Annotated in this window: 20 protein-coding genes; 9 read left to right on the top strand and 11 right to left on the bottom strand. The window is 71.4% G+C overall.

What is annotated here, in order from left to right; all coding sequences use genetic code 11:
* Positions 1–11: 11 nt before the first annotated feature.
* From J7I97_RS22965 to J7I97_RS22980, 4 genes are all read right to left on the bottom strand, one after another.
* The gene (locus J7I97_RS22965) at positions 12–983 is read right to left on the bottom strand and encodes an acyl-ACP desaturase (protein ID WP_214937882.1); all 972 of its coding nucleotides are present in this window, start codon (positions 981–983) and stop codon (positions 12–14) included.
* Between the two features lie 205 nt (positions 984–1,188).
* A complete protein-coding gene (locus tag J7I97_RS22970; protein ID WP_214937884.1) occupies positions 1,189–2,829 on the bottom strand; it encodes an ABC-F family ATP-binding cassette domain-containing protein in 1,641 nt (546 codons plus the stop codon).
* A gap of 213 nt (positions 2,830–3,042) precedes the next feature.
* Positions 3,043–3,459, bottom strand: a complete 417-nt coding sequence (locus J7I97_RS22975; RefSeq protein WP_214937885.1) for an SsgA family sporulation/cell division regulator — start codon at positions 3,457–3,459, stop codon at positions 3,043–3,045.
* A gap of 180 nt (positions 3,460–3,639) precedes the next feature.
* On the bottom strand, positions 3,640–4,050 hold the full coding sequence (locus J7I97_RS22980; RefSeq protein ID WP_214937887.1) for a (4Fe-4S)-binding protein: 411 nt from the start codon (positions 4,048–4,050) through the stop codon (positions 3,640–3,642).
* Between the two features lie 95 nt (positions 4,051–4,145).
* Between J7I97_RS22980 and J7I97_RS22985 the strand changes: the two genes are divergently transcribed.
* Positions 4,146–5,249 carry an oxidoreductase gene (locus tag J7I97_RS22985; protein WP_214937889.1) on the top strand — a complete coding sequence of 368 codons (1,104 nt, stop codon included), beginning with the start codon at positions 4,146–4,148 and terminating at the stop codon, positions 5,247–5,249.
* On the opposite strand, the gene J7I97_RS22990 is transcribed toward J7I97_RS22985, so the two are convergent.
* A complete protein-coding gene (locus J7I97_RS22990; RefSeq protein WP_214937891.1) occupies positions 5,250–5,735 on the bottom strand; it encodes a GNAT family N-acetyltransferase in 486 nt (161 codons plus the stop codon). It lies immediately after the preceding gene.
* A gap of 207 nt (positions 5,736–5,942) precedes the next feature.
* Positions 5,943–6,242 (bottom strand): YciI family protein, encoded by a 300-nt coding sequence (locus J7I97_RS22995; RefSeq protein ID WP_214937893.1) that lies wholly within the window; start codon positions 6,240–6,242, stop codon positions 5,943–5,945.
* Positions 6,243–6,268: 26 nt separating this feature from the next.
* Between J7I97_RS22995 and J7I97_RS23000 the strand changes: the two genes are divergently transcribed.
* Positions 6,269–6,946, top strand: a complete 678-nt coding sequence (locus J7I97_RS23000; protein ID WP_214937895.1) for an endonuclease V — start codon at positions 6,269–6,271, stop codon at positions 6,944–6,946.
* Positions 6,947–6,986: 40 nt separating this feature from the next.
* Here the strand turns inward: J7I97_RS23000 and J7I97_RS23005 are convergent, their stop codons facing one another.
* The gene (locus J7I97_RS23005) at positions 6,987–8,186 is read right to left on the bottom strand and encodes a trans-acting enoyl reductase family protein (RefSeq protein ID WP_214937897.1); all 1,200 of its coding nucleotides are present in this window, start codon (positions 8,184–8,186) and stop codon (positions 6,987–6,989) included.
* Positions 8,187–8,280: 94 nt separating this feature from the next.
* Here J7I97_RS23005 and J7I97_RS23010 point away from each other — a divergent pair, with 94 nt between their 5' ends.
* From J7I97_RS23010 to J7I97_RS23035, 6 genes are all read left to right on the top strand, one after another.
* On the top strand, positions 8,281–8,673 hold the full coding sequence (locus J7I97_RS23010) for an MmcQ/YjbR family DNA-binding protein (protein WP_214937899.1): 393 nt from the start codon (positions 8,281–8,283) through the stop codon (positions 8,671–8,673).
* A 94-nt stretch (positions 8,674–8,767) separates the two neighbouring features.
* Complete coding sequence (locus tag J7I97_RS23015; RefSeq protein ID WP_214937901.1) at positions 8,768–9,898, top strand: CaiB/BaiF CoA-transferase family protein; 1,131 nt, start codon at positions 8,768–8,770, stop codon at positions 9,896–9,898.
* Complete coding sequence (locus tag J7I97_RS23020) at positions 9,898–10,923, top strand: LLM class F420-dependent oxidoreductase (RefSeq protein WP_214937903.1); 1,026 nt, start codon at positions 9,898–9,900, stop codon at positions 10,921–10,923. Before J7I97_RS23015 ends, J7I97_RS23020 begins: the two co-directional genes overlap by 1 nt.
* A 19-nt stretch (positions 10,924–10,942) precedes the next feature.
* Positions 10,943–12,085: an acyl-CoA dehydrogenase family protein gene (locus J7I97_RS23025; protein ID WP_214937905.1), complete on the top strand. Its 1,143-nt coding sequence runs from the start codon at positions 10,943–10,945 to the stop codon at positions 12,083–12,085.
* 24 nt (positions 12,086–12,109) lie between these two features.
* The gene (locus J7I97_RS23030; RefSeq protein WP_214937907.1) at positions 12,110–13,324 is read left to right on the top strand and encodes an acetyl-CoA C-acetyltransferase; all 1,215 of its coding nucleotides are present in this window, start codon (positions 12,110–12,112) and stop codon (positions 13,322–13,324) included.
* Positions 13,325–13,374: 50 nt separating this feature from the next.
* A complete protein-coding gene (locus tag J7I97_RS23035) occupies positions 13,375–15,546 on the top strand; it encodes a 3-hydroxyacyl-CoA dehydrogenase NAD-binding domain-containing protein (protein ID WP_214937909.1) in 2,172 nt (723 codons plus the stop codon).
* Positions 15,547–15,597: 51 nt separating this feature from the next.
* Here the strand turns inward: J7I97_RS23035 and J7I97_RS23040 are convergent, their stop codons facing one another.
* The gene (locus J7I97_RS23040) at positions 15,598–16,275 is read right to left on the bottom strand and encodes a 1,4-alpha-glucan branching protein (RefSeq protein ID WP_214937911.1); all 678 of its coding nucleotides are present in this window, start codon (positions 16,273–16,275) and stop codon (positions 15,598–15,600) included.
* 35 nt (positions 16,276–16,310) lie between these two features.
* Complete coding sequence (locus J7I97_RS23045; protein WP_214937913.1) at positions 16,311–17,057, bottom strand: MerR family transcriptional regulator; 747 nt, start codon at positions 17,055–17,057, stop codon at positions 16,311–16,313.
* An 85-nt stretch (positions 17,058–17,142) separates the two neighbouring features.
* Between J7I97_RS23045 and J7I97_RS23050 the strand changes: the two genes are divergently transcribed.
* Positions 17,143–18,984: a long-chain fatty acid--CoA ligase gene (locus J7I97_RS23050; protein WP_214937915.1), complete on the top strand. Its 1,842-nt coding sequence runs from the start codon at positions 17,143–17,145 to the stop codon at positions 18,982–18,984.
* 151 nt (positions 18,985–19,135) lie between these two features.
* Here J7I97_RS23050 and sph read toward each other — a convergent pair whose 3' ends face one another.
* Both sph and J7I97_RS23060 read right to left on the bottom strand, forming a co-directional pair.
* Entirely contained in the window at positions 19,136–20,125 is a 990-nt protein-coding gene (gene sph, locus J7I97_RS23055; protein WP_214937917.1) for a sphingomyelin phosphodiesterase, read from the bottom strand.
* A 136-nt stretch (positions 20,126–20,261) separates the two neighbouring features.
* Positions 20,262–20,465, bottom strand: a complete 204-nt coding sequence (locus J7I97_RS23060; protein ID WP_214937919.1) for a hypothetical protein — start codon at positions 20,463–20,465, stop codon at positions 20,262–20,264.
* Positions 20,466–20,468 lie beyond the last annotated feature (3 nt).

Consider the following 20,468-nt stretch of genomic DNA (forward strand, 5'->3'; position numbering starts at 1 on the left):
GCGGAAACCGGTCAGGCCTTGCGGGCCGCGATGCGCGCCGCGCGGGCGGCCAGCCGCTCGTCGAACTTGCGGGCCTCGGAGTCCAGGCCGTTCATGAACAGGCCGAGCTCCTCCTGGGCCTTCTGCCCGTCCGGGCCGAGGCCGTCAATGTCCATGATCTTCAGGAAGCGGATCACCGGGCTCAGCACGTCGTCGTGGTGGATCCGCAGGTTGTAGACCCCGCCGATCGCCATCTGCGCGGCCATCCGCTCGAAGCCCGGCATGCCGTGCCCGGGCATCCGGAAGTTGACCACGACGTCCCGCACGGCCTGCATCGTCAGGTCCGGGGCGATCTCGAAGGCGGCGCCCAGCAGGTTGCGGTAGAAGATCATGTGCAGGTTCTCGTCCTGCGCGATGCGGGCCAGCATCCGGTCGCAGACCGGGTCACCGGACTGGTGGCCGGTGTTGCGGTGCGAGATGCGGGTCGCCAGCTCCTGGAAGGCGACGTACGCCACCGAGTGCAGCATCGAGTGGCGGTTGTCGGACTCGAAGCCCTCCGACATGTGCTGCATCCGGAACGCTTCCAGCTTGTCCGGGTCCACGGCGCGCGAGGCCAGCAGGTAGTCGCGCATCACGATGCCGTGGCGGCCCTCCTCGGCGGTCCAGCGGTGCACCCAGGTGCCCCAGGCGCCGTTGCGGCCGAAAAGCGTCGCGATCTCGTGGTGGTAGCTGGGGAGGTTGTCCTCGGTCAGCAGATTCACGACCAGCGCGATCTTGCCGATCTCGGTGACCTTGGACTGCTTCGGGTCCCAGGCTTCGCCGTCCTCGAAGAAGCCCGGGAAGTTCCGGCCGTCGCTCCACGGGACGTACTCGTGGGGCATCCAGTCCTTGGTGACCTTCAGATGGCGGTTGAGTTCCTGCTCGACCACCTCTTCCAGCGCGTACAGCAGCTTGGCGTCCGTCCACGCCTCAGAGCTGCCGAGGTGGGGAGAGGTGATCGTCACGGGTACTCCTGGGGACAAAGCGAATTACCTACGGTTCCGTAGCCTACGAACCCGTAGGTTAAGCGCGGCGTCAAGGCCAGCCAAGCCCCAGCCATCCTTATGCCCGGTTACATCCGGTTATTTGTGCAGTTCGGAGGCCCCTCTCAGGGGGCCCGAGAGGGGCAAAGTCATGCCGACAGGTGATGCCCCGAGTGTCGGCACTCACTCACTCGTGCCACAGCGACGCCCGGACCTCCTCGGCCGTGGTCGGGCGCAGCTCGCCGTCGAGCAGCAGCCACCGCGTGATACCGATCGACTCCAGGAACGGCACATCGTGGCTCGCCACCAGGAGCGCGCCCTCGTACGACTCCAGCGCGCCGGTCAGCTGCCGTACGCTCGCCAGGTCCAGGTTGTTCGTCGGCTCGTCCAGCATCAGCAGCTGCGGAGCCGGCTCCGCGAGCAGCAGCGCCGCCAGTGCCGCCCGGAACCGTTCGCCGCCCGACAGGGTGCCGGCCGGCCGGTCCGCCCGGGCGCCCCGGAACAGGAAGTGCGCCAGCCGAGCCCGGATCAGGTTGTTCGTGGCGTGCGGGGCGAACCGTGCCACGTTCTCCACCACCGAACGGCTGTCGTCCAGTACGTCGAGCCGCTGCGGCAGGAACCGCGTCGGCACATGCGTCACCGCCTCCCCGGACGCCGGCGGCAGGAGCCCGGCGATCGTACGCAGCAGGGTGGTCTTGCCCGAGCCGTTGCCGCCCACCAGGGCGATCCGCTCCGCACCGCGCAGCTCCCACTCGCCCGCCGCCGTGGCCCCGTGGGCCAGTCGCAGCCCGCTCAGGGTCAGTACGCGGCGGCCCGGCGGGACCTGGGTGGCGGGCAGTTCGATCCGGATCTCGGCATCGTCGCGGACGGCCTCCACCGCCTGGTCGAGCCGCTCCCGAGCGTCCGCCAGCTTCTCGGTGTGCATGATGCGGTGCTTGCCCGCCGACTCCTGCGCCGCGCGCTTGCGGGCGCCCATGACGATCTTGGGCTCGCGCTTGGTGTCGTACATCTTCTGGCCGTACCGCTTGCGCCGGGCCAACTTGACGTGGGCGTCGGCCAGTTCCCGCTTCTGCCGCTGTACGTCGGCCTCCGCGACCCGGACCATCCGCTCGGCCGACTCCTGCTCGGCGGCGAGCAGCTCCTCGTAGTCCGTGAAGTTCCCGCCGTACCAGCGGACTTCGCCGTCGCGCAGCTCGGCGATCTGGTCGACGCGCTCCAGCAGCTCCCGGTCGTGGCTGACCAGGATCATCACCCCGGACCAGGACTCGACAGCCGCGTACAGGCGGCGCCGGGCCCGCAGGTCCAGGTTGTTGGTGGGTTCGTCGAGCAGCAGGACGTCGGGGCGGGCGAGCAGCAGCGCGGCCAGGCGCAGCAGCACGCACTCCCCGCCCGACAGTTCGCCGACCGTACGGTCCAGGCCGATCCGGGCGAGACCCAGCTGGTCGAGCGTGGCCAGAGCCCGCTCCTCCACGTCCCAGTCGTCGCCGACGGCGGTGAAGTTCGCCTCGGTCGCCTCGCCCGCCTCGATGGCGTGCAGGGCGGCGCGGGTGGTGGCGATGCCGAGGGCCTGGTCCACGCGCAGCGCGGTGTCGAGGGTGATGTCCTGCGGGAGGTAGCCGACCGTGCCGGCCGAGGTGGCCTGTCCGCCGGACGGGGTCAGCTCACCCGCGATGAGCTTCAACAGGGTGGACTTCCCGCAGCCGTTGAGCCCGATCAGGCCGGTGCGGCCGCGGCCCACGGCCAGCTGGAATCCGTTGAAGACGGAGGTTCCGTCGGGCCAGTCGAAGGAGAGGGAGGAGCAGGTGACGAAGGTAGGGGCATGACTCATGGAGGCCTCCAGGTTGCGTGAGTGGTGCGTGCAACGCGGGGAGACAGCCGACGTGGTCGGTCGGTGTCTCGAACCTCAGACGAGCAATGTCCTGCTCCGTTTCGACGGCGGCGTGGTGCGTGGTGCCCCTCCCGGCGGTAGCCGGGAGACGTCTACGAAACTACGGGCGACCGGAGCCGCCCGCAAACGAATTAGCCGGGGGCAGCCGGGGGATCAGCAGGAGCCGCGCATCAACTCGGCCAGGCTGTGGTCCACATCGAGGTAGAGGTGTTCCAGGCCCGGTGACACGATGGCCGCGGCGCGTTCCAGGAAGCGGTGCAGCTCGGCCGTCGCCATCAGTACGATCGCGACCCCCTCGGGCGCGTGGAACTCGATCGTGGTCCGGTCGGGGTCGTAGGGGCGCACGCGCACGTCGCCGTAGCCGGTCGGGCGGTCCAGCCCCGACTCCAGCAGCTCGCGCGCGAAGGTCCACGAGACCTCGATGCCTTCCAGCGTGGCCGGGGCGGGGAAGGCCATGCGCACGGCGAACGGATCCGAGCGGTCGTAGCTGAGCGTGACCGGAACGGTCTCGACCTTCGGGGCGGTGGCGACCAGACGGGCCTGCACGGCCTGCTCGATGACAGTGATCAAGGCTCGCTCCCTTGCGGCGGATCTGCTGCCGGACTGAGGGGGTGGGGCCCGGCAACCGGATAGACGCGGGAATCGGCGATTCCGTGCATGCGGGGGGACGTGAGCTGTGTCACCGATTGGCTGGAACCGGCCCGTGTGATCGCACAGAGTCACCGTGGAGCGGATGCGCGGGAAGGGTCCTCACTCCGAGCCGCAAGCCCCGGAGTGGTCGCAGTAAGGCTGGTTCCGGCTCACTCCACAGGCGCAAAGCATGGCCCTGGTCTCCGACCGGACGCCCTGCGGGGTCGTCACGCTCAGCTCGCCGCGAAGGATCAACTGGCCGACGGGCGACCGTACGACGGTGGTCGGCCGGTCGCCCTGCTCGGCCGGGCCGTCGGCGAGCCGGTACTGCAACGCCCCCGAGGGACAACGGCGGATCACCTCCGCGACCCGTTCCGGATCGGCCCCGTCGGGCTGTACCCAGGGACGCTGCCCGGTGTCGAACACCTCGGGCAGGCCGCGCACGCATTCGGCGGCGTGCAGGCACCGCCCGGTGTCGTAGGTGACGGTGATGCGCTTGCCGTCGTAGGCCTTGGGTTCCTTGGAGGGCATGGCCCCAGCCTAGGAACCCGGCGCAAGGGACGCGCCCTGGACGCCCAATCCGGGGTGCGTTAGCTTCCGGCGCCATGAGACTTCTGGGAGTTGGCATGTGCGCAGCGGCTCTGGCGGTGGCGGTGGCAGCCGCTCCGGCGCAGGCGGCCGGGGCTTCGGCCGGGGCTTCGGCAGCAGGGATACCGGGAGAGCCGGCCGGGGCGTTACCGGACCTGCGGGGCACGGGCTGGGCGTTGAAGGACACCGGCAAGGGCGTCAGGTTCCGGGGGCTGGCAGCCGTCAGCCGCAGCACGGCCTGGGTGGCCGGCTCCAAGGGGACGGTGCTGCGCACGGTCGACGGGGGCCGCAGCTGGAGTGACGTGTCGCCGCCGGGCGCGGTTGCGGAGGGGCTGGAGCTGCGCGACGTCGAGGCCTTCGACGCCCGGCGCGCGGTGGCCCTGTCCATCGGGGAGGGCGAGGCCTCCAGGGTGCTGCGCACCGAGGACGGCGGCGCGACGTGGACCGAGACCTTCCGAAACCCCGACCCGCACGCCTTCTACGACTGCCTGACCTTCTTCGACTCCCGGCACGGGCTCGCGATGAGCGACCCGGTGGACGGCAAGTTCCGCATCCTGTCCACCGACGACGGCGGGCGGAGCTGGGAGGTGCTCCCGAGCGCCGGAATGCCGGACGCGCTGCCGGGCGAGGCGGGCTTCGCGGCCAGTGGCCAGTGCCTGGTCAGTGCCGGGCCGCGCGATGTGTGGCTGGCCACGGGCGGGGGCGCGGTCGCCCGGGTGCTGCATTCCGCGGACCGCGGCCGGACCTGGCGGTTCGCCGACTCCACCGTCCCGGCGGGCGACCCGGCGAAGGGCGTCTTCGCCCTCGCCTTCCGCGACCGTACGACGGGCCTCGCGGTCGGCGGTGACTACCGCACAGGCGAGGCCTCCCCGCGGGCGGCGGCGGTGTCCTCCGACGCGGGGCGCACGTGGAGCCCGGCCACGACCCCGCCACCGGCCTATCGCTCGGGCGCGGCCTGGTATCCGTACTCCCGCGGCACGGCCCTCGCGGTTGGCCCGACCGGCACCGACGTCACCACGGACGGGGGCCGCAGCTGGCACGCGCTGGAGACGGGCTCCTTCGACACCGTCGACTGCACGCCCCACGGGGACTGCTGGGCGGCGGGGGAGAAGGGGCGGGTGGCCCGGCTGGAGCGGCGGTGATCAGGCCGTCGGCGTCGTGAAGAGGTCCATGCCGGGGTAGCGGCCGGTGACGAAGCCGGCCGCCTTGTAGACGGGCTCGCCGTCGGCGCTGGCGTGGAGCTGGATGTAGTGGATGCCTGTGTCGTTGAGCCAGGCGACGAGCCCGTCGACGATCCGGCGGCCGTGGCCCCGCCCGCGGGCCGCCTCGTCGGTGACGATGCCGTCGAGGTAGCCGCGGCGGCCGTCGGTCCACTGGGGGCTCGGCAGGTGGTACGTCACCCAGGCCATGCCGGTGGCCAGCAGCGGCTCGCCGGGCGCGCCGCCCACGACCAGGCAGTGCACGTCGGCCCGGCCGCCCATGCGCTCGCCGAACCAGTCGTACGCGGTCTGCCGCCAGGCGGCGTCGGCCGGACCGGGATCGACGCCGAGGCTGTCGAGGGCGACGGCGCGCAGGCGTATCAGCTCGGGGATGTCGGCGGGCTCGGCGGGGCGGGGCAGCTGGGGCAAGGGTGACTCCGTGGGGTGACGGGGTGCGGTAGCCCGGGTGTTCCGTAACCCGGGTTCGCGGACGGCCGGTTGACTTCCGGCCGTCCCGGCAGTCCCGATCTCCCAACGGCATCTCGCCGATCAAGGTTCCCGCCCGGCCACGGCACTAGAACCCGGCGTCCACCACCTGCCGGCACCGGCGCCGGCGGCGGTGCCACACCGCCGGGGCTACACCGCCGGGTTCTCCCGTACCGTCGACAGGTCCGCCGAGGTCTTCGTGGCGAGGAACTCGGTGATGCGGTACTCGCAGACACCGGCGACGGTGAACGGGTCCTCGGCCGCGATCTTCTCGATCTCCGCGCGGGAGACCCCACCCGCCAGGATGATCCCCCCGTCCCGCGGGACCTTGCGGCCGGAGGCGAGGAAGACGCCCCCGGCGTAGTAGCCGTCCAGCCAGGCGATGTGGGCGTCCATCTCCTCTTCGACGGCTTCGATGGGCGCGATGTACGTGAGCTCCATGACGAACATGATCGCCAGGCTACTCTCGCACCATCATGACGAGTGTGAAGACCCCCGCCAACGAGGCCGAGGCCCGGGCGATACAGGACGAACTGCGCAACCGTGTCGTGCTCGACGAGACCGGACCCCCGCCGGGGAGCGGACTGATCGCGGGCGTGGACGTCGCCTACGACGACGCCCGCGACCTCGTGGCCGCCGCGGCCGTCGTCCTCGACGCCGCCACCCTCGAAGTGGTGCAGGAGACGACCGCCGTCGGGCACGTCAGCTTCCCCTACGTACCGGGGCTCCTCGCCTTCCGCGAGCTGCCGACCGTGCTGGCCGCGCTCGACGCGCTGACCGTCACCCCCGGCCTCGTCGTCTGCGACGGCTACGGCCTCGCCCACCCCCGCGGCTTCGGCCTCGCCTGCCACCTCGGGGTGGTCACCGGGCTGCCCAGCATCGGCGTCGCGAAGAACCCGTTCACCTTCACCTACGAGGAACCCGGCGCCCGGCGCGGCGACGCCGCCCCGCTCCTCGCGGCGGACGGCGCCGTCGTCGGCCGGGCGCTGCGCACCCAGGACGGCATCAAGCCGGTGTACGTATCGGTGGGCCACCGGGTTTCGCTGGACAACGCCTGCGCCCACACCCTCGCCCTGAGCCCCCGCTTCCGGATCCCGGAGACGACCCGGCACGCCGACTCGCTCTGCCGCCGGGCCCTGCGCGAGGCGTCCTGACCGAGGACAGTCCCGGGCCGGGGGCAGGGCCGGCGTCACCTCACCGGACGGCGGCCACCCGGAACCGGATCCCCGCCTTCTGGAGCCGGTCCAGCAGCGCGTCACCCATCGCCACGGCCGTGGTGAGCTGGCCCGCGCGGGGCGCCAGGGCGTCGAAGGCCAGGCAGAGCGCCGACTCCGCCAGCATCTTCGCCGTCTCCCCGTAGCCCGGGTCGCCGCCCGACACCTCGGTGAACACGCGCTGCCCGCCGCCCTCGCCAACGAACCGGACGGTGAACCAGCTGCGCGCGCGCCGCTCCGCGTCCGGCCCCTGGCCCGACTCCCAGCGGCTCATCAGCCACTGGCGAGCCGCCGGGATCTGAGCCAGCGCCGCCGTCGCGCCCACCGCCGCCGTACCGCCCACCGCGACCGGGAGGTGCTTGACCGAGGCGTAGTGCCGGTAGCGGAAGTCCGGCCCGTACCGCTCCAGCGCGGCCGCCGACCGGGCCACGACCCGGGGGTCCAGGGAGGGCAGCGGCAGCGCCCAGGTGCCGGTTTCCCGGCTGAACCGGGGCGCCCCCACGGGCCCTCGTACGCGCCGCCCCAGCAGCCGGGGCTCGTGAAGCCGGCGGGTGTGCGCCGCGGCCAGGGTCTGCGGGCCGCGGCCCATGGCGGTGAGCGCGGAGGCCAGGGTCCCGCCCGAGAACAGCGCGTTGGACCGCATGAACCCGTCCACCCGCAGCGGGACCCCCTCGGGCAGCTGACGCACCGTGAAGTACGCCCCGAGGTCGGCCGGGATCGAGTCGAAACCGCACGCGTGGACCAGCCGCGCCCCGGTCTCCCGGGCCCGGGCGTCGTGCTCGACGTACATCCGGTCCACGAACTCCGGCTCGCCGGTGAGGTCCAGGTAGTCCGTGCCCGCCTCGGCGCAGGCGGCGACCAGCTCCGCCCCGTACAGGATGTACGGCCCGACGGTGGTGGCCAGGACCCGTGTGGAGGCGGCTAGTTCGCGCAGCGCGTCCGTGTCCCGGGCGTCGGCCCGCAGCAGCGGCAGGTCCGCGCAGGCCGGATCGAGGGCGGTGAGCCGCTCGCGCAGCCGCTCCAGCTTCGCGAGGTCCCGGCCCGCGAGTGCCCACCGGCAGCCGTCGGGGGCGTGCGCGGCGAGATATTCGGCCGTGAGAGCTCCCACGAAGCCCGTCGCGCCGAAAAGCACGACGTCATAGGGCCGTTCCGGATCGCCCTGTCGAACCTGTGCGTTCATGACCGCTCCTCCCAGCTGGTGTCGGTGGCTGAGGCTAGCGTGAGTGTCGACTGTCCGTGCGAGCAGGTGTGACCTGCGGTAAGTGGAGGCGTCGATGAAGGCTGCGGTGCGCAAGTGGGAGGCGGTGCGGAAGTTCGCTCTGGGGCTTCCGGAGGCCGTGGAGGAGTTTCCTTGGGGGCCCGAGGACTGCGTGGTGAAGGTCAACAAGAAGATTTTCGTCTTCCTGGGGAACACCGACGGGCCGCAGCCGCCCGGGTTGTCCGTCAAGCTCAAGGACGAGGCGCTGCACGGGCACGCCATGACCGCGCCGGGCGCGGAGCCCAGCGGGTACGGCCTGGGCAAGGCGGGCTGGGTCTCCGTACCGCTGGGGGAGAAGGGGGCGCCCACGGCCGAGGTGCTGTGCGAGTGGGTGGAGGAGAGCTACCGGACCGTGGCGCTCAAGCGGCACATCAAGGAGCTCGACGGCCGAATCGAGGCAGTTGGCTAAGCGCTTGCTCTTGTGCTGAGTGGAACACGTTCCTAGCATCGCTGGTGTTACATCAGTTGTGTCACACAGTGGTGCTACGAATGCCGGGGGCTCAATGGCAGTGACAGGGAACGGCCCGCTCGCGGGAGTGCGCGTCGTCGAACTGGCGGGCATCGGCCCCGGCCCGTTCGCCGCCATGGTCCTCGCCGACCTGGGCGCGGACGTCGTCCGGGTGGACCGGCCCGGCGGCGGAGGCCTCGCGGTCAACCCGGTGTACGACATCACCAACCGCAACAAGCGGTCGGTCCTGATCGACCTGAAGTCCGCCGAGGGCCCCGCCCGCGTGCTGGACCTGGCCGAGCGCGCCGACGTCCTGATCGAGGGCTTCCGCCCCGGGGTCGCCGAGCGGCTCGGCGTCGGCCCGGCCGACTGCCACGCCCGGAACCCGAAGCTGGTGTACGGCCGGATGACCGGCTGGGGCCAGGAGGGACCGCTCGCCCACACCGCCGGGCACGACATCGCGTACATCGCCGTCACCGGCGCCCTCGGCATGATCGGCAACCCGGGCGAGCCCCCGGCCGTCCCCGCCAACCTCGTCGGGGACTACGCGGGCGGCTCGCTCTACCTGGTCATCGGCATCCTCGCCGCCCTCCAGCACGCCCGGGGCCCGGCAGGCGCCGGCCAGGTCGTGGACGCGGCCATCGTGGACGGCACCGCCCACCTCACCGCCATGATCCACGGCATGGTCGCGGCCGGCGGCTGGCAGGACCGGCGCGGCTCCAACCTGCTCGACGGCGGCTGCCCCTTCTACGGCACGTACGAGACCTCCGACGGCCAGTACATGGCGGTCGGCGCACTGGAGCAGCAGTTCTACGACACCTTCGTGGAACTGCTCGGCATCCAGGACCAGGCCCCCGCCCGCAAGGACCTGGCCCGCTGGGGCGAGCTGCGCGAGACGGTCGCCGCGCGCTTCAGAACGCGTACGCGCCAGGAGTGGACGGCGGTCTTCGAGGGCACCGACGCCTGTGTGGCGCCGGTCCTGTCCCTGGGTGAGGCCCCGCGGCACCCGCACCTGGCGGCCCGCGGCACCTTCACCGACTTCGGCGGGATCACCCAGCCCGCCCCCGCGCCCCGCTTCTCGGCCACCCCGACCTCCGTCACCACCGGCCCCGCCCAGCCCGGGGCGGACACTGAATCCGTGGCCCGAGACTGGGGCGTCCCGGGTCTGAGCGGGAAGGGCGCCTGATGGAACTGTCCATGATGCTCAACTACGCGGGCGACCCGCGCACGGCGGCCGACGAGGCGGCGGCGCTGGAGTCGGCCGGACTCGACGCCGTGTGGGTCGCCGAGGCGTGGGGCTTCGACTCCCCGACGATCATGGGATATCTGGCCGCCCGCACCGAGCGCATGAAGATCGGCTCGGCCATCGTCAACGTCTACTCGCGCACCCCCGCCCTCATCGCCCAGACCGCGGCGGGCCTGGACGCCCTCTCCGGCGGGCGGGCCCTGCTGGGCCTCGGCGCGTCCGGGCCGCAGGTGATCGAGGGCTGGCACGGGAAGCCGTACGACAAGCCGATCGGCCGGACCCGCGAGACGGTCGAGCTGTGCCGCCGTATCTGGCGCCGCGAGACGATCGACCACCACGGCATCACCGACATGCCGCTGCCGCCCGAGAAGGGCGGCCGGCACGGCAAGCCGCTGAAGATGCTCACCCGGCCGGTCCGCGCCGACATCCCCGTGTACGTCGCCTCGCTCGGCCCGGCGAACGTGCGGATGACCGCCGAGATCGCCGACGGCTGGCTGCCGACCCTCTTCATCCCGGAGAAGGCCCAGGCCGTGTGGGGGAGCGCCCTCGCCGAGGGCGCGGCCAGGCGGTCACCGGAGCTCGGCCCGCTCCAGACCGTGGCCGGCGGGCTCCTCGCCATCGGCGAGGACGCGGCCGCCGCACGGGACCTCGCGCGCCCGCAGATCGCGCTGTACGTCGGCGGCATGGGCGCACCCGGCAAGAACTTCTACAACGACCTCGCCGTCGCCTACGGGTACGAGGAGCAGGCCCGCAAGATCCAGGAGCTGTACCTGTCCGGGCGCAAGCGCGACGCCGCGGCCGCCGTCCCGGACGAGTTCTGCGAGCTCATGACGCTCTGCGGGCCGGAGGGGTACGTACGCGAGCGCGTCGAGGCCTTCCGTGCCGCGGGGGTCACGATGCTCAACGTCACGCCGGTCGGCCCCGAGCCGGGCCGGCTGATCGAAACCGTCAAGAGCTGGCTGTAGGGCTGTAGGGAGACATCTGATGAAGCGCCAGATCTTCGACGCCGACCACGGGGCGTTCCGCGAGACCGTCCGCGCCTTCCTCGCCAAGGAGGTGCTGCCGTACTACGAGCAGTGGGAGAAGGACGGCATAGTCAGCCGCGAGGCATGGCTGGCCGCCGGCCGGCAGGGGCTGCTGGGCCTTGCCGTCCCCGAGGAGTACGGGGGCGGCGGCAACGCCGATTTCCGGTACGCCGCCATGATCGCCGAGGAGTTCACCCGGGCCGGCGCCGCCGGGCTGGCGATCGGCCTGCACAACGACATCATCGGGCCGTACCTGACCTCGCTCTCCACCGAGGAGCAGAAGCGCCGCTGGCTGCCCGGCTTCTGCAGCGGCGAGACCATCACCGCCATCGCGATGACCGAGCCGGGCGCCGGCTCCGACCTCCAGGGGATCCGGACCACGGCGGAGGACCGGGGCGACCACTGGGTGCTCAACGGCTCCAAGACCTTCATCTCCAACGGCATCCTCGCCGACCTCGTGATCGTCGTCGCCAGGACCACCCCGGAGGGCGGGGCGCACGGCCTGTCACTGCTGGTCGTCGAACGCGGCACCGAGGGCTTCGAGCGCGGCCGCAACCTCGACAAGATCGGCCAGAAGGCCCAGGACACCGCCGAGTTGTTCTTCCACGACGTACGCGTCCCCAAGGAGAACCTGCTCGGCGAGCTGAACGGCGCCTTCGTCCACCTGATGACCAATCTCGCGCAAGAGCGGATGGGCATCGCGATGGCCGGCATCGCCGCCGCCGAGTACCTGCTGGAGATCACCACCCAGTACGTGAAGGAGCGCGAGGCCTTCGGGCGGCCGCTCTCCAAGCTCCAGCACATCCGGTTCGAGATCGCGGAGATGGCCACCGAGTGCGCCGTCACCCGCACCTTCCTGGACCGTTGCATCACCGACCACTCCAACGGCGAGCTGGACCACGTCCACGCCTCGATGGCGAAATGGTGGGCCACCGAGCTCCAGAAGCGCGTCGCCGACCGCTGTCTGCAACTGCACGGCGGATACGGATACATGACCGAATACCGGGTCGCGCGGGCCTTCACCGACGGCCGCATCCAGACCATCTACGGCGGCACGACCGAAATCATGAAAGAGATCATCGGCCGTTCCCTGCTCGGCTAAACCCCTTCTCGAAAGGCTTGACCAGTGAGCACCGAAGCTTACGTATACGACGCGATCCGCACGCCGCGCGGCCGCGGCAAGGCCAACGGCGCCCTGCACGGCACCAAGCCGATCGACCTGGTCGTCGGCCTCATCCACGCCCTGCGCGAGCGCAACCCCGGTCTGGACCCCGCCACCATCGACGACATCGTGCTCGGTGTCGTCGGCCCGGTCGGCGATCAGGGCTCCGACATCGCCCGTATCGCGGCCATCGCCGCCGGGCTCCCGGACACCGTGGCGGGCGTGCAGGAGAACCGCTTCTGCGCCTCCGGCCTGGAAGCCGTCAACCTGGCCGCGGCCAAGGTCCGCTCCGGCTGGGAGGACCTGGTCCTCGCCGGCGGCGTGGAATCCATGTCCCGCGTCCCGATGGCCTCCGACGGCGGCGCCTGGTTCGCCGACCCGATGACTAACTGGGACACCGGCTTCGTCCCGCAGGGCATCGGCGCCGACCTGATCGCCACCATCGAGGGATTCTCCCGGCGCGATGTGGACGAGTACGCGGCCCTGTCGCAGGAGCGCGCCGCCGCGGCGATCAAGGACGGCCGTTTCGCCAAGTCCGTCGTCCCCGTCACCGACCGCAACGGCCTGGTCGTCCTGGACCACGACGAGTTCGTCCGCCCGGGTACGACGGCCGACACGCTCGCCAAGCTCAAGCCCTCCTTCGCGGACATCGGCGAGCTCGGCGGCTTCGACGCCGTCGCACTGCAGAAGTACCACTGGGTCGAGAAGATCGACCACGTCCACCACGCCGGCAACTCCTCCGGCATCGTCGACGGCGCCTCGCTCGTCGCCATCGGCTCCCGCGAGGCGGGGGAGCGGGGTGGCCTCACCCCGCGCGCCCGGATCGTCTCGGCGGCCGTCTCCGGCTCCGAGCCCACCATCATGCTCACCGGGCCCGCCCCGGCCACCCGCAAGGCCCTCGCCAAGGCCGGGCTGACCATCGACGACATCGACCTGGTCGAGATCAACGAGGCCTTCGCCGGCGTCGTCCTGCGTTTCGTCAAGGACATGAGCCTCTCCCTCGACAAGGTCAACGTCAACGGCGGCGCCATCGCGCTCGGCCACCCGCTCGGCGCCACCGGCGCGATGATCCTCGGCACGATCGTCGACGAGCTGGAGCGCCAGGACAAGCGCTACGGGCTCGTCACCCTCTGCGTCGGCGGCGGCATGGGTGTGGCCACCATCGTCGAACGACTCTGAACCGTCCTGTATCCCCGCCCCCTGGACCTTCCGAAACGAAAGCAGTGACCATGAGCGAGTCCACCACGATCCGCTGGGAACAGGACGAGACCGGCGTCGTCACCCTGATCCTGGACGACCCCAACCAGTCCGCCAACACGATGAACCAGGCCTTCAAGGACTCCATCGCGGCCATCGCCGACCGCGCCGAGGCCGAGAAGGACTCCATCCGGGGCATCATCTTCACCTCCGCCAAGAAGACCTTCTTCGCGGGCGGCGACCTCAAGGAGATGATCCAGCTCCGCCCCGAGCACGCGCAGCTCGCCTTCGACACCGGCACCGCGATCAAGTCCTCGCTGCGCCGCATCGAAACCCTGGGCAAGCCCGTGGTCGCCGCCATCAACGGCACGGCGCTGGGCGGCGGTTACGAGATCTGCCTCGCCTCCCACCACCGGATCGCCCTCGACGCGCCCGGCTCCAAGATCGGCCTGCCCGAGGTCACCCTCGGCTTGCTCCCGGCCGGCGGCGGTGTCACCCGTACCGTGCGCCTGATGGGCATCGCCGACGCGCTGCTCAAGGTGCTGCTCCAGGGAACCCAGTACAACCCCCAGCGCGCCCTGGAGAACGGCCTCGTCCACGAACTGGCCGCCACGCCCGAGGAGATGCTGGCCAGGGCCCGCGCCTTCATCGACGCGAACCCCGAGTCGAAGCAGCCCTGGGACGTCGCCGGCTACCGGATCCCGGGCGGTACGCCGTCCAACCCGAAGTTCGCCGCCAACCTCCCGGCGTTCCCGGCCAGCCTGAAGAAGCAGCTGAACGGGGCCCCGTACCCGGCGCCGCGCAACATCCTGGCCTGCGCCGTCGAGGGCTCCCAGGTGGACTTCGAGACCGCCCTGACCATCGAGGCCCGCTACTTCACCGAGCTGGTCACCGGTCAGACCGCCAAGAACATGATCCAGGCGTTCTTCTTCGACCTCCAGGCCGTCAACGCCGGCCGCAGCCGCCCGCAGGGCATCGAACCGCGCCAGGTCCGCAAGGTCGCTGTCCTCGGTGCCGGCATGATGGGCGCGGGCATCGCGTACTCCTGCGCCCGCGCGGGCATCGAGGTGGTGCTCAAGGACGTCACCCCCGAGGCCGCCGCGAAGGGCAAGGCGTACTCCGAGAAGCTGCTGGACAAGGCGCTTTCCCGGGGCCGCACCACCGAGGCCAAGCGCGCCGAGCTGCTGGCCCGGATCACCCCGACCGCCGAGGCCGCCGACCTGGCGGGCTGCGACGCCGTCATCGAGGCCGTCTTCGAGGACACCGCCCTCAAGCACAAGGTGTTCCAGGAGATCCAGGACGTCATCGAGCCCGACGCGCTGCTGTGCTCCAACACCTCCACGCTGCCCATCACGGGCCTGGCCGAGGGGGTTTCGCGGCCCGTCGACTTCATCGGACTGCACTTCTTCTCGCCCGTCGACAAGATGCCGCTGGTGGAGATCATCAAGGGCGAGCGCACCGGCGACGAGGCCATCGCCCGCGCCTTCGACCTGGTCCGCCAGATCAACAAGACCCCGATCGTGGTCAACGACTCGCGTGGCTTCTTCACCTCGCGCGTCATCGGCCAGTTCATCAACGAGGGCGTGGCGATGGTCGGCGAGGGCATCGAGCCCGCCTCCGTCGAACAGGCCGCGGCGCAGGCCGGCTACCCGGCCAAGGTGCTCTCCTTGATGGACGAGCTGACCCTCACCCTCCCGCGCAAGATCCGCAACGAGACCCGCAAGGCCTTCGAGGCCGAGGGCCGCGCGTGGACCGAGCACCCCGCCGACACCGTCATCGACCGGATGGTGGACGAATTCGGGCGCCCCGGGCGCAGCGGCGGGGCCGGCTTCTACGAGTACGACGAGGCGGGCAAGCGCGCCCGCATCTGGCCGGGCCTGCGCGAGCACTTCACGAAGCCGGACGCCGGGATTCCCTTCGAAGACATGAAGGAGCGGATGCTCTTCTCCGAGGCACTGGACACCGTCCGCTGCCTCGACGAGGGCGTGCTGACCTCGATCGCCGACGCCAACATCGGCTCCGTGATGGGCATCGGCTTCCCGGCCTGGACCGGCGGCGTGATCCAGTACATCAACGGCTACGAGGGCGGCCCGGCGGGCTTCGTCGCCCGTGCGCGTGAGCTGGCCGAGAAGTACGGCGAGCGCTTCACCCCGCCCGCCTCGCTGGTCGCCAAGGCCGAGCGCGGCGAGACGTACGCGGACTGAGTACGGCTCCCGGGCCCGCCAGTGAGCGGGCCCGGGGCGCCGTCCCGAGACCTAGCGGCCGGACTCGGACAGGAGGGCGAACACCCCGCGCTCCTCGGCGGCGTCCGGGGCGGACCAGCGGGCCAGTACCCGCCCCCGCACATCGTCCCCGGCGGGGGCGGACCCGGGGCGCAGCACCCGGGACACGGCCAGTGCCAGCACCGGCCGTTCCAGCCCCGCCGGGCCCACGGTGAGGACGGTGGCGTCGGCGGTGTCCGTCACGACGCCGGGGCCGATCAGGCCCGCCGGTACCCCGGCCCCCTCGGCACGGACCTCGACCGTCGGGTCGGGGGTATCGCTCTCGCTCTGGGCCTGGGCCGTGACGCGGCCCGCCAGCAGTGCCAGCAACTGCTCGACCAGGACCGGGTCGCGGGTTCCATCGTAGATCCAGCGGAGGCCCAGCACACCGTGTTCGGACGTGCCGATCAGAGCGTCCTCGGACCGCTCCAGCGGCGCCCCGCGGTAGGTGAGCGGCACGTGGTACGCGACCGGCCGCTCGCCCGAGGCGTCGGTGACGATCATGAACTCGATGCCCACCTCGCCCTCGGGGTCGTCGAGCCGGAAGCCGCCCGCGCGGGCCAGGACCGGAGCCCGCCCCGTGGACAGGTACCAGGGCTGGGCCGGCAGCCAGGCGGCGAGGAGCTCCAGCTTGCCGGGGTTCATCGTGGTGGTCTTGTGGATGATCGCCATGATCCGAACCTACCTCGCGGAACTGCCCGGTGGCGTCAGTCCCGCGGCGTGAACCGGCCCCCCTCCGGGGCGAAGGCGGCCTTCAGCTCTTCCCGCAGCGACCGCTGAAACGCCGTCACCAGGGCCTGGACGACCATCGGTTGCATGTGTGCCGACAGCGCCTTCATCGACTCCACCCGCTCCGGATCGCTCTCGCCCTCCGTGAACGGCCCCCACACCTCGTCCCGGAACAGGGCCGTCAGCTCGTGCGCCACCGACCTGGTGTGCTCCGTCAGGACCTTCCTTGCCGCCAGTATCGTCTCGTGCGCGATCGGTACGTCGAGCAGCGCGACCCCGAGCCGCAGCAGCCCCAGATCCACCCGGAACCCGTCCCTGGACACGGCCAGCACGTTCATCGCCGCCAGCCGCCGGACATCGGTGTCCGACAGGGTCCGCCCCGCCCGCTTCTCCAGCTCCGTCCGGGCTATCTCCTGCGCCGCGTCCGGTGCCCAACTGGCCACCAGCGCACGGTGGATCGCCAGATCGTGCTCGCTCAGGTCGTCCGGGAGCGCGTCCAGGTACCGCTCGATGGCCGACAACGTCATGCCCTGGTGCTGGAGCTCCTCGATCAGCGCCAGCCGGGACAGGTGCTCCGGACCGTAGTGGCCCACCCGACGGGGTCCGATCACGGGAGGGGGCAAAAGCCCGCGCGTGCTGTAGAACCGTACGGTGCGTACGGTGACGCCCGCCCTGGCCGCCAGCTCGTCGACGGTGAGCATCGGCTCGGGTGCCTGGTCGGCCATCGTCTGCGCCTCGCTCTCTGCTCCACAGCTTGGGTTCAACAGTATTGCTGTCGCACCAACGATGTGAAACGGCCAGGAGCTGCCCATGACCACGAATCTGCGACTGCCCGGACAACCCGACGAGCTCACCCTCCCCGCCCTGCTGGCACGCAACGCCGCCGAGTACGGGGACCTCCCCGCCCTCTCGTGGCGCGGGGGCCCCGACGCCCCGGACTGGACGACACTCACCTGGGCCGACGTCCGCCGCAAGGTCGCCGTCCTCGCCTCCGGCTACGCCGCCCTCGGCATCGAGCGCGGCGAGCACGTCCTGATGATGATGGGCAACCGCCCCGAGCACTGGCTCAGCGACCTCGCCCTCGTCCACCTCGGCGCCGTCCCCGTCACCGTGTACGGGACCTCCGCGCCCGAGCAGATCGCGCACATAGCCCGCCACAGCCGGGCCCGGGTCGCCATCGTCGAGGGCGCCCGCGAACTCGCCCGGTGGGAACCACTGCTGGCCGACGACACCGTGCCCCTGGAGCGGCTGGTCGTGGCCGAGGCCGCGGACTCCGGACCGCACCGCACCTACGGCTCCCTGCACGCGAGCGGCGCCCGGCTGCACCGGCCCGACGCCTTCGAGAAGGCCTGGCAGGAGGCCCGCCCCGAGGACCCGCTGACCGTCGTCTACACCTCGGGCACCACCGGCGACCCCAAGGGCGTCCGGCTGACCCACCGCAACATCATGCTCCAGGCGGTCCGGCTCGACCGGAACACCCAGCTCCCGGAGCACGCCGAGCACATCTGCTACCTGCCCTTCGCACACATCGCCGAGCGGATCCTCGGCATCTACCTGCCGCTGCTGCGCGCCGCGCACGTCCGCCTGGTCGCCGACCCGGCCGCCGTGGCGGTGGCGGTCCGTGAGCTGCACCCGGTGCAGTTCTTCGGGGTACCCCGCGTGTGGGAGAAGCTCGCCGCCTCCGTACGGGCGGTGCTGGCCAAGCTTCCGCAGGAGCAGCGGCAGGCCATCGAGGCCGCCAACGACCTGGTCCGCACCCGCGCCGGCCACCGGGAGCGCGGCGAGGAGGTTCCGGCCGCGCTCGAAGCCTCGTACACCCGGACCAAGGAGCGGGTGCTGGATCCGCTGCTGGTCCTGGCGGGCCTGGACCGGTTGCAGTGGACGGCCAGCGCCACCGCGCCCATGCCGATCGACGTGGTCCGGTTCTGGGCGGGCTGGGGGGTCACCATCATGGACGCCTGGGGGCTGACCGAGACCTCCGGCGTGTGCACGGTCAACAGCCCGGACGGCTTCCGGCTGGGCTCGGTGGGCCGCCCGATCGAGGGGCTGGAGCTGAAGCTCGCCGAGGACGGGGAGATCCTCACCCGCGGTGCCACCGTCTTCGCCGGTTACCTCAGGCCCGACGGGTCGGTGGAGAGCGCCTCCGACGCCGAGGGCTGGTTCCCGACCGGGGACATCGGCCGGGTCGACGAGGACGGGTACCTCTGGCTGACCGACCGCAAGAAGGAACTGATCATCACCTCGAACGGCAAGAACGTCTCGCCGGCGCTGGTGGAGAACACGGTCAAGGAGCACCCTCTGATCGGCCAGGCCCTGGTGCACGGCGACGGCCGCTCCTACCTCGTCGCCCTGCTGGTCCTGGACGCGGAGCTGGCCCCGGCCTGGGCCGCCGCCCGGGGCATCGAGGCCGTCTCGCTCGGCGCGCTCGCCGAACACCTGGCGGTCCGCGAGGAGATCGCCCGCGCCGTCGAGGCGGCCAATGCCCGGCTCAACCGCACCGAGCAGATCAAGCGCTACCGGCTGCTGACCGAGGAGTGGGGCCCCGAGTCCGGGGAGCTCACCCCCTCGCTCAAGCTGCGCCGCCGGGTGGTCCGGGAGAAGTACGGAGCACTGATCGACGGACTGTACGAGGACCCGTACGAAGCTTCGTAAGAGGCCTGTGCTCACCGCACCCGGCGGACGGGCCGGGTGCGGTGAGGGTCCGTGACGCCGTGCCGGTCCGGCGCTGTACCGGTCCGGCGCCGTGCCGGTCCGGCGCTGTGCTGATCCGGCGCTGTGCTGATCCGGCGACGTGCCGGTCCGGCTACCTGCCGATCAGCGGGTAGTGGTCGGAGAGGTTGGTGTACGTGTAGGAGGTGCCCCAGCTGGAGACCGTCCAGGGCGCCGAATCCTCCTTGACCACGTTGTTCTCCCAGCCCGCCGGGCGGGCGTTGCCCTTGCGGTAGAGGACGTAGTCCAGGTCCTCGCGCGGGTCGGTCGGGTAGCGGTAGTGCGCGATCGAGTTCAGCGCGGTGTCGAAGGAGTACGGGTGGCCCGTGCGCGTGTCGGAGCCGGCCAGGTCGGCATTGGCCAGCATGGACGCGAGCTCGGGGGTGCGGGAGTCGACGTTCATGTCACCCGCCACGATGACCTGCTCGTTCGCCGGGATGTTCTTGCCGTCCAGGAACGCGTCTATGTTCTTGAACTGGCGGGCGCGCATCTCCGCCGCCTCGCCCGCGTCGCAGCCCGGGTCGGTGGACTGGGCGTGGGTGCCGACCACGTGCACCTTGGCGCCGTTCACGTCCAGCACCACGTAGGCGAAGCCCTTGTTGGACCACCAGTCGGCGCCGCAGGCGTCCTTGTAGACGACCTGCTCCTTGCGGACGATGGGCCACTTGCTCAGGATCGTGACGCCGCCGTCCTCCGGGGTGGTGGAGGAGTAGGCGCCGCCGGTGGCGTCCCAGCCGGTCTTGCTGCGACCGACGACCGGGGTCTGGTACGGGTACTGCGCGGCCGAGTTGGCCTTCAGCGCGTCCGAGGCGCCGTTGTCGAAGGCCTCCTGGAGCACGACCACGTCGTGGCCCTGGTAGAAGGCGGCCTTGGGGATCTCCGACGCGCGGTGGTCCTGGCCCCAGTTCGGGTAGAGGTTCTTGCTCATCAGGAACACGTTGTACGACAGGACGCTGAGCCGCGGGGCGGCGGCGTACTCGGCGGCCGTGGCGGCCGGCGCGGTGGTGACGGCCAGCGTGCCGGCGGCGATCGCCGCGACGGCCGTGGCTGCGGCCCGGTTGCGGCGGTGCGAGGTGAGCAGCATGAGGTCTCCATCATTCCTGCGGGGGGAGATCGACTCCGTCATCCAAGCAGCCGCGGTTACCTCTGGGTAACACCCGTGACAAGACTTTCTGTCCGGCCCAGGACATCGTGGGGGCGCCCCCGGAATGCGGAGCCGATCAGTCCTCCGTGGACGTCCACGTGAAGGAGGACAGGTCACCGCGCCCGGCGGGCCCGCGACGGCGTTCGCGGGCCCGGAGGCCGAACCGCAGCAGGCCGAACACCGAGGCGGCGAACACGCTGACGCCGGCCAGGGTGACCGCAGCGATCAGCAGCAGCGTCGGCGTCAGCGCCTCCAGCAGGACCAGCGGGTCGAGGTTCATGGC

Source organism: Streptomyces sp. ISL-87 (assembly GCF_018614095.1).
GTDB lineage: Bacteria > Actinomycetota > Actinomycetes > Streptomycetales > Streptomycetaceae > Streptomyces.